A 13,928-nucleotide genomic window follows, 5' to 3' on the forward strand; every position below is an offset into this window, starting at 1 on the left:
GCCTGCCACCTTCTCCCGCAAGGGGAGAAGGGTCATCGGAGGGCGGTGAACCACCGCTCCAGCAGCCGGGCCTCGTCGCGGCGGGCGGCGGTGCGGGCGGCGGCCTCGGCGTCGACGCCCCACTGGCTTTCCTGATGAGCTTCGTCGAGGCGGCTGAGGTCGAAGGCCGTGTCGGCGGGGAGCGCGCCGCGCTGAAGCGCCAGCGCCAGGATGGCGGAGCCCAGGAGCGGCGTGGCCATGCCCAGGCCCGCCAGGACGAAGTCGTCGAGCTGAAGCGCCAGGTCACGGACCCGGGCGAGCGCCTCGGGCGACTGGGGCCGGTGCACGATCCCCTCGGCCGGCTCCAAGGCGACGCCCAGCTCGCGGGCGGCCCAGTCGCGCCAAGGGGACCACGCGCGCGCCTGGCGCTCCACCAGACTGGAGGGGCTGTCGGCGAGGTAGCACAGGGCGTCGGAGCCGGCGTAGGCGGCGATCTCGTCCGCCGTGGCCTCGCGCGCCTGCGGGATGCGGTCGATGGCGGTGAAGGCCAGGCGCGTGGCGGGCATGGTCGCGGGCTCGATCAGCTCGGCCACCGCGTTCCATTCGTCGGCGCACAGGCGGGCCAAGGCCTCGGTCGGCAGGACCAGGTCGGCCTTGGCGGGGGACTTGGGCGTGCGGCCGTCCAGGGTCACGGCGAAGCCGCGCGCGTGGGGCGCGACGTCGGCCACGGTCCAGAAGCGGCGGGGCTTGTCGGGGGCGAACTCGGTGAAGCGGGGCGGCGCGCGGTCGGTCATGGCGCGCCCTATAGATCAGCCGCCGAGCGCGCGCAGCACCTCGCGGGCGTCATAGGCCTCGCGACGGTCCGGGCGCGGACCCCGGCCGATGAGGATCTCGAGAGTCGTGGAGGTCGGGCCGGGGCTGGAGAAGTTCAGGCCGACGCCGACCCCGACGCCGGACGCGGAGTAACCGCCGTAACGGCCCGAGCTGGCGCCGACCGACACGGAGGGGCGCACGCCGCCGGAGCTGTCCAGGCGGCCGTCGATGTAGCGCTGGGTCACCTCGAACCAGTCGCCGCCCGATTGCAGCGTCAGCTCGGCCGCGCGGCGCAGCGCCAGGTCGGCGACCGGGCCGGGCGCGCCGACGCCGTTGTAGGTGACGCGGTAGCGGTCGCCCTCGATCCGCTGCTCGGCGAAGCCCTGCGCGCCCGGCGCGGTCTGGGGGCCGTAGGGCTGAAGGCTGGCGCAGGCCGCGAGCGACAGGGCGGATACGGCGATGAGGGCGGCGCGCATGGGCATATCTCCTTGCCGAGCTTAAGCGTCTGGACGGCCGTCGGTTCCCGGAAGACCGGCCGCGCCGAGAAGGCGGCGGAAGTCCTCAGGGAGCGGGGCCGAGACGATCCTGCGCCCGCCGTCGGGGTGGGGAAAGTCCAGTTGTGACGCATGCAGCATGAGGCGCGGCGCGGCGACGCCCGCGAAGGTCAGGGCGCCGCCGTAGCGGACGTCACCGACCAGCGGCCGGCCGATGGAGGCCATGTGGACCCTGAGCTGGTGCATGCGGCCGGTGACGGGGCTGAGTTCGACCAGGGCGCCGAGGTCGTCGGCGCAGACCGTGCGGTACAGACTGGTCGCGGCCTGGGCGCCCGGCGCGTCGGGGGCGGCCACGCGCATATAGCTCTCGCGCCCGATCTCCTCGCGGACGAGGGGGACGTCGATGCGGCCCTGCGGCGGCTCGGGGGCGGCGGCGATGAGGGCGAGATAGGTCTTCTTCACCTGTCGCGCCTGGATGGCCTTGCCGAGGAACCCCGCCGCCGGCTTGGTCTTCGCGGCGAGGATGACGCCGGAGGTGTCGCGGTCCAGCCGGTGGACCAGCTCGGGCCGCTTGCCGTTCGACCGGGCGAAGGCCCACAGCAGGTCGTGCAGGGTGTGCGCGCGGATGCGACCGCCCTGGCTGGACAGGCCGGAGGGCTTGTCGAAGGCGATGACCGCCGCATCCTCGTGGACGACCCACGACCGGACGGCGGCGGTCTCCTCGGGCGAAAGCTGGACGGGCGGGCGGGTCTTCACCCGCCGCCTTTAGCGGAGGACGCCCGCCTTCGTCATCCGGTGGGCGTAGTAGACCAGCGCCAGGGCCACCAGCGTGATGAAGGCGGACATGCCCAGGCCGGCCGCGCCCATGATCTCGAACCCGTCATTGGTGAGGCTGTAGATCCAGCTGCCGAGCAGTCCCAGAAGCGAGATGGCGAAGGCGTGGAACGCCCACTTCATCCTGAGCAGCAGCAGGACCGAGCCGGCGAACGCGCCCCAGACGCCGAGCGCCCAGGCGGCGGTCATCCAGGTCGGCATGTCGTTGAAATAGGCGATCTGCGCCTCGGTCATGCCCATGGAGGCCATGTAGGTCGCCCCCTGGGTGTTGGTCATGATGTAGTCGTAGGCGCCGAAGCCGTTCCACAACACGGCGAGCACGCCGACCAGCCAGAGGTGCCAAGGTGTCCTGGCCGCGGGCGCGGCCGCCATCGTATCCGTCATCTGATCCCTCCCAAGATAATGACGAGAGGGACGATACGCCGATGGGCGGTCGCGGCAAGTTCAGGATGGGTCAGGGGGCGATTGGATGAACCCTGATCCGGTCCGATCCACCGCGCGCGGCCGCCAGATCGTAGGCCGCCTGCATTCGCACCAGCGTCTCCGCCTTTAGACCAAACGCCTTCTCGAAGCGGATGGCCATCTCGGCCGACAGGCCGGCCCGGCCGTTCAGCAACTGGCTGAGAGCTTGGCGCGTGACGCCCAGAGCCTCGGCCAGGGCGGTCACGGTCAGGCCGCGCGGCGTCACGATTTCTTCGGCGAGCCACAGGCCCGGATGGACGGCGTGGCTGGAGTGAAGCTTGATCGACATCAGTGATAATCCTCCAGGTCGAGGTCTTCGATGGCATTGGCGGCATTGACCCGAAACGTCATGCGCCAGTTGCGCGTCAGGGTGAGCGACCAGGTTCCCTTCCGGTCGCCAGTGAGCAGGTGCGCCCTGAAGTTCGGCGGGATCAGCAGTTCCTCGACGGTTTCGATGGCCGCCAGATAAGCGATCATATTGCGGATCCGAGGCAGGAGATCAGCCGGCAGGCCTTTGGTTCGTCCCGTCTCGGCGAACGTCCTCAGCGACTTGTGGCGGATCGTTTCGACATCCACCGACAAACTGTAGCGTCGGCGATGTCGCCCGTCAAGTGACGGTTTACACTTCGGATCACTTCGCCGCGCGGAGCTCGGCCCAGCGGGCCAGGCGCTCCCTGATCTTGGCCTCGTGCCCCTCCCCCTTCGGCGCGTAGAAGACGCAGCGCTCCATGCCGTCCGGGAAGTAGTTCGCGCCGGAGAATCCCTCGGGCGTGTCGGGATCATACTGATAGCCTTTGCCGTAGCCGAGGTCCTTCATCAGCCTGGTCGGCGCGTTGCGGATGTGGGCGGGCGGCATGAGCGAACCGGTCTCCCGCGCGGCCCTCGAGGCGGCCTTGTAGGCCTCGTAGACCCCGACCGACTTGGGCGCGGTGGCGAGATGCACCACCGCCTGTGCCAGCGCCAGCTCGCCCTCGGGACTGCCCAGGAAGTCGTACGCATCCTTCGCCGCGTTGGCGACGAGGATGGACAGGGGATCGGCCTCGCCGATGTCCTCCACGGCCATCCGCACGATGCGGCGGGCCAGATAGAGCGGGTCCTCGCCGCCCTGAAGCATGCGGGCGAGCCAATAGAGCGCGGCGTCCGGGTCGGAGCCCCGCACCGACTTATGCAGCGCGGAGATGAGGTTGTAGTGCTCCTCCCGGCTCTTGTCGTAGGCGGGAGCGCGCTTCTGCAGCACGGCGGCGAGCGCCTGCGGGTCGTAGGCCTCGCCTTCCCGCGACAGGTCGAACAGCGCCTCGGCCATGGTCAGCAGATAGCGCCCGTCGCCGTCGGCCATGGCGATGAGGGACTGACGCGCCTCCGGCGTCAGCGGCGCGGGGCGGCCGATATGCGCCTCGGCCTTGATCAACAGTTGATCCAGCGCCGGCTCGTCCAGCCGCCGCAGCACGAACACCTGGGCCCGCGAGAGCAGCGCCCCGTTCAGCTCGAACGACGGGTTCTCGGTCGTGGCGCCGACCAGGGTGACGATCCCCTCCTCCACGAACGGCAGGAAGCCGTCCTGCTGGGCGCGGTTGAGGCGGTGGATCTCGTCGACGAACAGCAGCGTCGTCTGGCCCGTCGCACGGCGGGCGCGGGCGGCCTCGAACGCCTTCTTCAGGTCCGCGACGCCGGAGAAGACGGCCGAGATCTGCTGGAACTGATAGCCCGCCGCCTGGGCCAGCAGGCGCGCGATCGTCGTCTTGCCGGTGCCGGGCGGACCCCACAGGATCATGGAGCCCAAACGGCCGGCCTCCACCATCCGCCGGATAGGGCCGCCCTCGCCCAGCAGGTGATCCTGGCCCACCACCTCGTCCAGCCGGGTCGGGCGCAGACGGTCGGCGAGAGGACGGGCCCCAGCGGGCTCTGGCGGCGTCACGCCCGAGGCTTCGAACAGATCGCTCATGCGCCTAGGTAGGCGCTCTCGTCACGCCGCGCCAAGCGCAGCATGGAGCCGGAGGTCAGTTCTCCCGGAGCCTGTTCGGCTCACGCGGAACGCTTCGCAATTCAGACTGAGGCGTGGGTCGGGCTCGCGCTGAAACTGGACCGAAATCCGGACCCAGTTAGACTTGCGTCCCCTGAACCGACTTCGGTCTAGGACCCTTCGTCGGACGGACGGAGTCGCGCCGCCTCGGCCCTCGCCCCCTCGGCCTCGAACCAGGCGATGATGTCTGGATACAGCGCCTCGATCGTGCCGCCCTCGGGTCGGGCGCGATACAGGCGGAGCAGTTCGGCGTCGAACTCGGCGAAGCGCCGCATCCCTCGTCCGTCGCGCTGGTTTGCGACGATGAGGGGATGGGCCCGCGCGAAGTCCGCCTCGTCCATCAGATCCGCGAAATAGAGGCTCACCAGACCCCAGTTCATGTACTCGTTGAACAGCTGCTGCGGTCCGACATACGACCCCGCCGCGAGGCTGTCGTCGGCCCAGACGCTTCGATCCGCCAGAGCCGCCGCGATGCGCTCGCGATAGGGCTCCGCCGTGGGATTGATGTAGCCGTGGTTCATTTCGGTGAAGAGGATCGCGGACCGCTGCACCGCCCCAGCCTCGGGCGACGTTCCGCGCGGAACGTCGTACGGATAGTTCACGTGAGGCTGCAGCTCGCGGTAGCCGTCGGCCTCGATGGTCGTCAGGGACTGATTGTAGGCGACCAGCGGCGAGAAGATGATCTTGATGCCGTCGTAGGGCGGCACCGACGGGAAGCGCTCCATCAGCCAGGTGTTGATGCGGGCCACGCCCGCCTCGGTCTCGAAGAAGGCGATCTGCCGGGCGTAGACGTCCCGGTGGGCGGCGTAGAAGTCGCGAAAGCCGCTGACGCGGGCGAAGTCGTTCAGGTCGGCCAGCAATGACCGGACCGGGTTCTGGTAAGAGCCCTCGAAGCCCGTACGGTCGTACACGGGGCTCTGCACGATCGCCCCGGCCTCGTCGAAGACGAAGGCGTAGCCGTTCATCTTGATCAAGAAGTAGTTCTCGGGATTCTCGCGCAGGGCGGCGTCGATGCGGGCGATCAGGGGATGGTCGGCGTGGGCGGAGAAATGCTCTCGCACCGCCCGACGATAATCGCTCGCCTGATAGATCAGATCCTCGTCGTCCGCCGCGGCGGGGGCCAGGGAGATGGCGATGTTGACCAGCTCATAGACCTCTGGAACCTCGATCACCGTCCGGCCGCGATGGGCCGCCTGGTAGGCGTCATCGAAGACGGCGGCGGGACCATCGCTGACGGCGGTGATGACCGAGCGGATCACCGCCTCGCCATAGGTGATCTCGAGCGTCCGGGACTGACCCGGGGTGAAATCCGCACAGGCGCGCCGATCGTCCTGGACGAAGCAGATCGCGGTCGGGGCGTCGCCGGAGACCGGCAGGTTGAGCTGCCGGGGATAGTTCACGGGATCGACCTCCCAGCCGCCCACGCCTTCGCCGCCGATCTCGATCTGAACCCGGGGCCGCTGCGCCTCGAGCGCCATGTCGGGCGACTGCGCGAACGCGGGCAAGGCGGTCAGGCCTACGAGGACCACCAGGCGCGAAACGAGAGAAGGGGACATGGATGCCTCCGAAAGAGCCGAGTGCACGCGCGGCAAGCGTAGCAGTCTGGGCTCAGTCGGCGCCAGCCTCGGCGCGATCCAGGGCCCGGCGGGCGGCGGCGAGTTCGCCCGCCATGACCGCCTTCAGCCGCTGTGGCGCGACGATCTCGACCTGCTCGCCCCAGGTGAACAGATGCCAGGCCAGTTCGCGCATGCCGGAGGCGGTGAAGCGCACCTCGACGCCGCCGTCCGGGAGGTCCATCAGCGTCTGGGTGGGGTGCCAGCGCCAGGCGCGGGCCTCGGCCGCGCCGTCCGGCGTGACCCGCAGGACCACCTCCTCGACCTCGTCCTGATAGATGCCGAAGGAGCGGTTGGCGAAGGCCGACAGATCGAAGCCGGCGGGCGGGCGGGCGCTGCCCTCCCCGGCCGCGACCGCGCTCATTCGGTCGAGGCGGAAGGTCTGGATGCGGCCGCTCTCTCGGTCCGCGGCGACGAGATAGTTGGCGCGGCCGAACATCAGGCCGCACGGGGCGACGCTGCGCCGTCGGGCCTCGGCCCCCGGGCGGCTGTAGGTGAAGTCCAGCGGCCGCTCGGCCAGGATCGCGCCCCGAATGGCGGCCAGCATGGCTTCGTCGGCCGACGGGCGCGGCCCCGCCTGCACGGCGATGGTCTCGGCTCGGACCAGCGCCTCGAGATCGGGAGCCAGACGATTCAGGGCCGTGGAGCGGGTGGCCGACTTGATCTTGCGCTCCAGGCTCTCCAGCGCCTGGGCGCGGGCCGGTTCGCCGGCGAGACGCAGGGCCTGGGCCGCCTTGGTCAGCTCCAGCAGCTCCTCGGCGGTCGGCGCCTGTTCGAAGGCGGACAGGCCGCCCCGGATGCGCCAGCGCTTGGTCGGCGGGTCGGACACCTCCTCGGCGGCGGGATAGAGGGCGAGCACCGCGTCGCGCATGCGCTCGACCGTGCGGCGGCCGACGCCCATCTCGGACGCCATTTCGGTCAGGGTCAGGCCCTCGGCGCTGGCGGCCATCCGCCGGGCCAGCTCGATCACCATGGCCGCCTTGTCGTGCCGCATGTTTGCTACGTCCGCTTCTGACGCAATGCTGCATCAGAGTGGCCTCATCGACAAGTCGCCGATCGATGGAGCCCACAAGATGTTTTCTCCCGCACCCCTCGCCCCTTTGGCCGCCGTCGCCGCCCAGCGTTACCTGATCGTGCCGTGCGAGGCCGAGGGCTGTCAGGACCTGTCGATCATCTGGGACCGGCTGGAGGAACAGGTGGTGGACGTGATCTCCGCCGCCGCCCTGAACCGCTACACCGACGAGGACGCCCTGTGGGACGAGTTCCACGCGCCCGTCGAAGACCTGCGGATGGCCGCCTAGAGCCTGATCGGCTTAAGTGGAGTCGCTTCGCGATTCCGCTTTCGTCGTGAATCAGGCTCTCACTCAAGTCGGACCGAAATCTGAGCCCAGTTGGACATGCGTCCAACTGAACCGATTTCGGTCTAAGCCCGGAAGACCTCGCGGCCCGCGACGAAGGTGCGGGCGACCCGGCCCTGAAGCACCCGGCCGTCGAAGGGCGAGTTCTTGGACTTGGAGCGCAGGGCGTCGGCGTCGATGCGCACCGGCGCGCCCGGATCGAACAGGATCAGGTCGGCGGGGGCGCCGGGGCTGAGGACCCCGGCCTCCAGACCCAGCAGCGACGCGGGCCCTTCGGTGAGGGGGCGCAGCACGTCCAGCAGTTCCAGACCGTGCTCGTGGTGCAGCATCAGGGCGGCGGGAAGCAGGGTCTCTAGACCCACTGCCCCCGGCGCGGCCTCGGCGAAGGGGCGGCGCTTGTCCTCGGCCGGCGCGGGGGCGTGGGCGGAGGTGATGACGTCGATCAGACCGTCGCGCACCGCCTCGATCATCGCCAGCCGGTCGGCCTCGGCGCGGAGCGGCGGGTCCAGCCGGTAGAAGGTGCGGTAGTCGCCGATGTCCAGCTCGTTGAAGCTGAGGTGATTGATCGACACGGACGCCGCGACCTCGAGCCCCTTGGCGCGGGCGCGGGCCAGAACGTCCAGCGCGCCGGCGGTGGAGATCTGGTCGGCGAGGAAACGCACCCCGGTCTGTTCGACGAGGGCGAGGTCTCGCTCCAGCTGCATCCGCTCGGCGATGGCGGGCACGGCGGACAGGCCCAGCCGCGTGGCCAGCTCGCCGGAGGTGGCGACCGCACCCTCGCTCAGCCAAGGCTCGGCCGGGCGATGGGCGATCAGGGCGTTGAAGGCGGTGGCGTAGCTCATCACCCGCATCAGGGTGCGGCTGTCGGCGATGACCTTGTCCGCGTCGGTGAAGTAGAGCGCGCCCGCCTCGTCCATCAGGCCGATCTCGGCCATGCGGCGGCCTTCCAGCTTCTGGGTCGCGGCCCCGGCGGCGCGGACGTTGACGAGGTTCAGCGCCGCGCCCCGGCGCTGGATGAAGTCGATCATGGCCGGGTCATCGACGGCCGGGTCGGTGTCGGGCTGGACCACGATGGTGGTGACCCCGCCCGCCGCGGCGGCGAGGGCGGCGGACTTCAGCGTCTCTTTCGGTTCGGCCCCCGGCTCGCCGGTCTTGACGCGGATGTCGATGAGGCCGGGGGAAAGGCAAAGGCCCTCGGCGTCTACGACCTGAACGCCGTCCGGTGCGGCGGCGCCCGAGCCGCGCAGGACGTCCTTGATGCGGCCGTCCTCGACCAGCACCGCGCCGGGGCCGTCGTAGCCCGAAGCCGGGTCGAGCAGGCGGGTGTTGAGAATGGCGAAGGGGGTCATAGGGCCTGCTCCTCCCCAGCGAAGCGGGGGAGGGGGACCTTGCGCAGCATGGTGGAGGGGGCGAGTTCAAGCGCCGGCGTCTGGGGTCGCCCCCTCCACCGCTTCGCGGTCCCCCTCCCCCGTGAAGAACGGGGGAGGATCATGGCGTGTCCCCTTCCCTCTTCTCCGCCAGGGCCGCGAGCACGGCCATGCGGGCGGCGACGCCCATCTCGACCTGGTCCTGGATAAGCGAGACCGACAGGTCGTCGGCGACGTCGGAGTCGATCTCGACTCCCCGGTTCATGGGGCCGGGGTGCATGACACGGGCGCCCGGCTTGGCCCAGGCCAGCTTCTCGCGGTCCAGGCCGTAGAAGCGGAAGTATTCTCGGGTGGAGGGGGCGAGCGATCCGGTCATCCGCTCCAGCTGAAGCCTGAGCATCATGACGACGTCGCAGCCGGACAGACCCTCGCGCATGTCGTGGAACACTTCGCAGCCCCAGCGGTCGGCGTCGCCGGGCACCAGCGTGGGCGGCCCGATCAGGCGCACGCGGGCCCCCATCATCGACAGAAGGGCGACGTTGGACCGGGCGACCCGGCTGTGGGCCACGTCGCCGCAGATGGCCACCGTCAGCCCGCCGACATCGCCGAACGCCCGGCGCAGGGACAGGAGGTCCAGAAGCGCCTGGGTCGGGTGCTCGTGACGCCCGTCGCCGGCGTTGACGACCGCGCAGCCGACCTTCTGCGACAGCAGCGCCGCGGCCCCGGACGCCGAGTGGCGCACCACCAGGATGTCGGGACGCATGGCGTTCAGGGTCACGGCGGTGTCGATCAAGGTCTCGCCCTTGGCCACCGAAGACGCCTGCACAGGCATGGACACGACGTCCGCGCCCAGCCGCTTGGCGGCGATCTCGAACGAGGAGCTGGTCCGGGTCGAGTTCTCGAAGAACAGGTTCACGACCGTGTGGCCGCGCAGGATTTCGACGCCCTTGGACGACTGCCGGTTCAGCTCGACGAAGGCGTCGGCGAGGTCCAGCAGCTGGCCCGCCGCATAGGGGTTCAGGTCGGCGGCCGAGAGGAAGTGGGGCTTCGGAAACGGGACCAGGCGCGCGCGGATCGTGTCGTCGAGGGCGGCGGAGGAGGTCATCAAAGCCCCGCTATAGGCAGGTCCGCCGCCGGAGGGAAGCCGTCAGGCGTAGCCGAACGCGATCAGCAGCAGCGGAATGGTGATCGCGCTGCCGACCGTGGTGAAGGCGATGGAGCCGGCCATCAGGGGCGCGTCGCCGCCCATCTGACGCGCCATCACATAGGCGGCGGCCGCGCCGGGCGAGGCGCCGGCCAGAAGGGCGACCCCTTGCGCCGTGCGGTCTCCGCCCAGCCAGCCGCAGACCAGGACCATGCCGACCGGCAGGGCGACGAGCTTGATGAGCGCTATGGCGCCCAGCGTGACCGGGCGGCCGGCCGCGTGGGTGAAGCTGAGGCCAGCGCCCACCACCAGAAGCCCCAGCGGCACCGCCGCCTCCCCGGTCAGACGGATCAGGCCCGCGACCGGGCCCGACGGCTCAAGGCCCGACAGGTTCAGAAGCGCGCCCGCCGCGCAGGACAGGATGATGGGATTGCGGGCCAGGGAGGTCAGGGCGCCGCCGAGCGAGCCCGCCTGGCCCGCGCCCCAGCGGGTCAGGACCAGCACGCACACGACGTTGACCGCCGGCGCCAGGATGCCGAAGGCCAGGGCCGCCAGCCCGACGCTCTCCGGCCCCAGCACCCCGGTCGCCACCGGCAGGAAGACGAAGCCGTTCCACCGGATCACGCCCTGAAACACGCTGGTGAAGCCGGGACCGTCCAGCCGGATCAGGGGCCGGGCCAGGAGTGCCGCGATCGCGAAGGCCATGGTCACGCCGACGGTCGAGGCCGCGACGGGCCCGGCGGCGCCCGCGCCGAAGTCCGCGCCCCACACGGCCGGGATCAGGAAGCTGGGGTAAAGGACGAAATAGGACAGCCGCTCGACCGCACGCCACCCGCTTTCCTCCAGAAAGGCGCCGCGTCGCAACAGCCAGCCCAGGGCGATCAGGCCGAAGACCGGCAGGACGCCGTTCAGGACGCCGCTCATCCTCTGAGGCGATCCAACGCCCCCTGGAGAATCCAGGCGGCCGCCGTGCGATCCACGACGCCCGCGCGGCGCTTGCGGGTCAGGTCCAGCTCCTCGATCAGGAAACGCTCCACCCCCGCCGTGGACAGCCGCTCGTCCCAGAAGGCGCAGATCACGGGCCGCAGGCGCTCCAGGTTGCGGGCGAAGGCGCGGGCGGACTGGGCGCGCGGCCCCTCGCTCCCGTCCATATTGACCGGCAGGCCGATGACGAGCGCGGAGGCGCGACGCTCGTCCATCATGGCGAACAGGCGCTCGGCGTCGGGCGTGAACTTCGTCTTCCGGATCGTCTGAAGCGGGCTGGCGATCATGCGGGTGGCGTCGGACGCGGCCACGCCGATCGTCGTCTCACCCAGATCCAGCCCGAACCACGGCGTGTTCGGCGGCGTGTGGGCGGCGAGGTCCTGAAGGTCGATGACGGGCACGCCTGCCCGCTAGGCGTTGCGTTCGACGCTGTCAAAGGCGAGCATGGCCGCCTGCACGAACATTCGGGGACTCGTCGCATGATCCGACCCACGCTCGCCATCCTGCTGGCCGCCGGCGTTCTGGCTGCGTGCGACCGCGGCGCCGAGGATACGGCCCCGGCCGGCCCGCCCGCCGCCCTGACGCCCGCCGGCGAGCCGACGACGGTGGAGGTGGATGAGGCGACGTGGCTCCAGGCCGCGGCGACGGTGGTTCAGCTGCACGCGATCGAGGACCAGAACGCCAAGGTGTTCGGCACCGCCCAGGGCGACCCGGCGGTCAACGGCCTGTACACCTTCGTCGCCTTCTTCGAGAGCACGGCTGACGGCTGGCGGGTGTTCCGGATCGGCGATTTCGAAAGTTTCGAGGTTCTGGGCGTCGCCCCCGGGCGGATCGACCTGGAGATTCGCGAGAGCGCGGTCGACGGGGACTCCGGCCAGATCGTGGGCGCAGAACGTCGGCTGATCGTCGGTTGGACCCCCGGGGCCGACGGCGCGCCGCCGCAGACGATCACGGTCACCCCCGCGGCCGATCCCGCCGAGGCCAGCCCGCCGGCGGCCGAGTAACGGACGCCGACCCTTGTGAGCCCGACGTTCGAGCGCTAATCCCGGCCGCTTGAGTTCCCGAAACGTCCGGAGCGCCCGATGGCCATCGACGCCGCGACGGTGAGGCGCGTCGCCCACCTCGCCCGCATCAAGACTCCCGAGGATCGGCTCGAGCCGCTGGCGGCCGAGCTGAACGGCATCATGGCCTGGATCGAGCAACTGAACGAGGTCGACGTCGAGGGCGTGGAGCCCATGACCTCGAACGTGCGCCAGCCGCTGCGCCTGCGCGACGACATCGTCACCGACGGCACCAAGGTGGACGCGGTCCTGTCCAACGCGCCGAAGTCCGCCGACGGCTTCTTCGTCGTGCCGAAGGTGGTGGAATGAGCGAACTGACCTCCCTCACCCTCAAGGCCGCGCTGGACGGGCTCAAGGCGCGCCAGTTCTCCTCGGAAGAGCTCACCGGGGCGTTCCTGACGACCATCGAGGCGGCCAATCCGACGCTGAACGCCTATGTCGAGGTCACCGCCGACAGGGCGCTGGAGATGGCCCGCGCATCGGACGCGCGGCTGGCCAGGGGCGAGGCCGGGGCGCTGGAAGGCGCGCCGCTGGGGATCAAGGACCTGTTCTGCACCGACGGGGTGCAGACGACGGCCGGCTCCAACATGCTGAAGGGCTTCGTCCCGCCCTATGAATCGACCGTCACCGCGAACCTTTGGCGCGACGGGGCGGTGATGCTGGGCAAGCTGAACATGGACGAGTTCGCCATGGGCTCGTCCAACGAGACCTCGGCCTTCGGGCCGGTGAAGAACCCATGGAAGTCAAAGACATCCAACGCAGACCTGACACCGGGCGGCAGCTCGGGCGGCTCGGCCAGCGCCGTGGCGGCGGACCTGTGCCTGGCGGCCACCGCATCGGACACGGGCGGCTCGATCCGCCAGCCGGCGGCCTTCACCGGCACCGTCGGGATCAAGCCGACCTACGGCCGGGCCAGCCGCTACGGCATGGTGGCCTTCGCCAGCTCACTCGATCAGGCGGGGCCCATCACCAAGACGGTCGAGGACGCGGCCATCCTGCTGCGCTCCATGTGCTCGTTTGATCCGAAGGACTCCACCAGTCTGGACGTGGAGACCCCGGACTGGACCGCCAGCCTCGGTCAGGGCGTGAAGGGGCTGAAGATCGGCGTGCCCCGCGAATACGTCGTGGACGGCATGCCCGCCGAGATTCAGGCGCTGTGGGACAAGGGCGTGGAGTGGCTGAAGGCCGCGGGCGCCGAGATCGTCGAGATCAGCCTGCCGCACACCAAATACGCCCTGCCGACCTATTACATCGTGGCCCCGGCCGAGGCCTCGTCGAACCTGGCGCGCTATGACGGCATGCGGTTCGGCCACCGGGCGGACAAGGCGGCCAGCCTGACCGACCTCTATGAGACCACCCGCGCCGAGGGCTTCGGCAAGGAGGTCCAGCGCCGCCTGACCATCGGCGCCTATGTGCTGTCGGCCGGATTCTACGACGCCTACTATGTCCGGGCGCTGAAGGTGCGCCGCCGCATCGCCGAGGACTTCGACAAGGTCTGGGGCCAGGTGGACGCGATCCTGACGCCGTCGACGCCGTCGGCCGCCTTCGCGATCGGCGACAAGCAGATCGACCCGGTGACGATGTACCTGAACGACGTCTTCACGGTGACCGCGAACCTGGCCGGCCTGCCGGGCGTCTCGGTGCCGGCGGGGCTGGACTCCCGCGGCCTGCCGCTGGGCCTTCAGGTCATCGGCAAGGCGCTGGACGAGGCGACGGTGTTCCGTGTCGCCGAGGCGCTGGAAGACGCGGCCGGGTTCACGGCCCGGCCGGAGCGGTGGTGGTGAGTAAGTATCCCTCTC

The 13,928-nt window shown here is 70.3% G+C and carries 17 protein-coding genes; 4 read left to right on the forward strand and 13 right to left on the reverse strand.

Going from position 1 to position 13,928, the window contains the following annotated elements:
• Nucleotides 1-32: 32 nt before the first annotated feature.
• The 9 genes from ACFFGE_RS00165 to ACFFGE_RS00205 all read right to left on the reverse strand — a co-directional run bounded on the left by ACFFGE_RS00165 (nucleotide 33) and on the right by ACFFGE_RS00205 (nucleotide 7,209).
• Complete coding sequence (locus ACFFGE_RS00165) at nucleotides 33-773, reverse strand: ATP12 family chaperone protein (RefSeq protein ID WP_376833112.1); 741 nt, start codon at nucleotides 771-773, stop codon at nucleotides 33-35.
• Nucleotides 774-788: 15 nt separating this feature from the next.
• A complete protein-coding gene (locus ACFFGE_RS00170) occupies nucleotides 789-1,268 on the reverse strand; it encodes a CC0125/CC1285 family lipoprotein (RefSeq protein ID WP_376833114.1) in 480 nt (159 codons plus the stop codon).
• A 21-nt stretch (nucleotides 1,269-1,289) separates the two neighbouring features.
• A complete protein-coding gene (locus tag ACFFGE_RS00175) occupies nucleotides 1,290-2,042 on the reverse strand; it encodes an RluA family pseudouridine synthase (protein WP_376833116.1) in 753 nt (250 codons plus the stop codon).
• A gap of 9 nt (nucleotides 2,043-2,051) precedes the next feature.
• Nucleotides 2,052-2,504, reverse strand: a complete 453-nt coding sequence (locus tag ACFFGE_RS00180) for a hypothetical protein (protein WP_376833118.1) — start codon at nucleotides 2,502-2,504, stop codon at nucleotides 2,052-2,054.
• Between the two features lie 70 nt (nucleotides 2,505-2,574).
• Nucleotides 2,575-2,871 carry a HigA family addiction module antitoxin gene (locus tag ACFFGE_RS00185; RefSeq protein ID WP_376833120.1) on the reverse strand — a complete coding sequence of 99 codons (297 nt, stop codon included), beginning with the start codon at nucleotides 2,869-2,871 and terminating at the stop codon, nucleotides 2,575-2,577.
• A complete protein-coding gene (locus ACFFGE_RS00190; RefSeq protein WP_376833320.1) occupies nucleotides 2,871-3,158 on the reverse strand; it encodes a type II toxin-antitoxin system RelE/ParE family toxin in 288 nt (95 codons plus the stop codon). The genes ACFFGE_RS00185 and ACFFGE_RS00190 overlap by 1 nt, the downstream gene beginning before the upstream one ends.
• A 55-nt stretch (nucleotides 3,159-3,213) precedes the next feature.
• Complete coding sequence (locus ACFFGE_RS00195; protein ID WP_376833122.1) at nucleotides 3,214-4,524, reverse strand: replication-associated recombination protein A; 1,311 nt, start codon at nucleotides 4,522-4,524, stop codon at nucleotides 3,214-3,216.
• Nucleotides 4,525-4,712: 188 nt separating this feature from the next.
• Nucleotides 4,713-6,158 carry a DUF4932 domain-containing protein gene (locus ACFFGE_RS00200; RefSeq protein WP_376833123.1) on the reverse strand — a complete coding sequence of 482 codons (1,446 nt, stop codon included), beginning with the start codon at nucleotides 6,156-6,158 and terminating at the stop codon, nucleotides 4,713-4,715.
• A gap of 52 nt (nucleotides 6,159-6,210) precedes the next feature.
• Nucleotides 6,211-7,209, reverse strand: a complete 999-nt coding sequence (locus ACFFGE_RS00205) for a helix-turn-helix transcriptional regulator (RefSeq protein WP_376833124.1) — start codon at nucleotides 7,207-7,209, stop codon at nucleotides 6,211-6,213.
• A 79-nt stretch (nucleotides 7,210-7,288) separates the two neighbouring features.
• On the opposite strand from ACFFGE_RS00205, the gene ACFFGE_RS00210 reads away from it, so the two are divergent.
• Nucleotides 7,289-7,516 (forward strand): hypothetical protein, encoded by a 228-nt coding sequence (locus ACFFGE_RS00210; protein ID WP_376833125.1) that lies wholly within the window; start codon nucleotides 7,289-7,291, stop codon nucleotides 7,514-7,516.
• A 122-nt stretch (nucleotides 7,517-7,638) separates the two neighbouring features.
• On the opposite strand, the gene pyrC is transcribed toward ACFFGE_RS00210, so the two are convergent.
• The 4 genes from pyrC to ruvX all read right to left on the reverse strand — a co-directional run bounded on the left by pyrC (nucleotide 7,639) and on the right by ruvX (nucleotide 11,469).
• Nucleotides 7,639-8,922 (reverse strand): dihydroorotase, encoded by a 1,284-nt coding sequence (gene pyrC, locus ACFFGE_RS00215; protein WP_376833126.1) that lies wholly within the window; start codon nucleotides 8,920-8,922, stop codon nucleotides 7,639-7,641.
• 139 nt (nucleotides 8,923-9,061) lie between these two features.
• Complete coding sequence (locus ACFFGE_RS00220) at nucleotides 9,062-10,045, reverse strand: aspartate carbamoyltransferase catalytic subunit (RefSeq protein WP_376833127.1); 984 nt, start codon at nucleotides 10,043-10,045, stop codon at nucleotides 9,062-9,064.
• A gap of 42 nt (nucleotides 10,046-10,087) precedes the next feature.
• Complete coding sequence (locus ACFFGE_RS00225; RefSeq protein ID WP_376833128.1) at nucleotides 10,088-11,008, reverse strand: AEC family transporter; 921 nt, start codon at nucleotides 11,006-11,008, stop codon at nucleotides 10,088-10,090.
• On the reverse strand, nucleotides 11,005-11,469 hold the full coding sequence (ruvX, locus tag ACFFGE_RS00230) for a Holliday junction resolvase RuvX (protein WP_376833129.1): 465 nt from the start codon (nucleotides 11,467-11,469) through the stop codon (nucleotides 11,005-11,007). Before ruvX ends, ACFFGE_RS00225 begins: the two co-directional genes overlap by 4 nt.
• A 78-nt stretch (nucleotides 11,470-11,547) precedes the next feature.
• Between ruvX and ACFFGE_RS00235 the strand changes: the two genes are divergently transcribed.
• The 3 genes from ACFFGE_RS00235 (at nucleotide 11,548) to gatA (ending at nucleotide 13,913) form a co-directional block, all read left to right on the forward strand.
• A complete protein-coding gene (locus ACFFGE_RS00235; protein ID WP_376833130.1) occupies nucleotides 11,548-12,072 on the forward strand; it encodes a hypothetical protein in 525 nt (174 codons plus the stop codon).
• A gap of 78 nt (nucleotides 12,073-12,150) precedes the next feature.
• Nucleotides 12,151-12,438 (forward strand): Asp-tRNA(Asn)/Glu-tRNA(Gln) amidotransferase subunit GatC, encoded by a 288-nt coding sequence (gene gatC / locus ACFFGE_RS00240; RefSeq protein ID WP_376833131.1) that lies wholly within the window; start codon nucleotides 12,151-12,153, stop codon nucleotides 12,436-12,438.
• Entirely contained in the window at nucleotides 12,435-13,913 is a 1,479-nt protein-coding gene (gene gatA, locus ACFFGE_RS00245) for an Asp-tRNA(Asn)/Glu-tRNA(Gln) amidotransferase subunit GatA (RefSeq protein ID WP_376833132.1), read from the forward strand. The genes gatC and gatA overlap by 4 nt, the downstream gene beginning before the upstream one ends.
• The last annotated feature ends 15 nt before the right edge of the window (nucleotides 13,914-13,928 follow it).

The organism is Brevundimonas balnearis (assembly GCF_042434805.1).
Classification (GTDB): domain Bacteria; phylum Pseudomonadota; class Alphaproteobacteria; order Caulobacterales; family Caulobacteraceae; genus Brevundimonas; species Brevundimonas balnearis.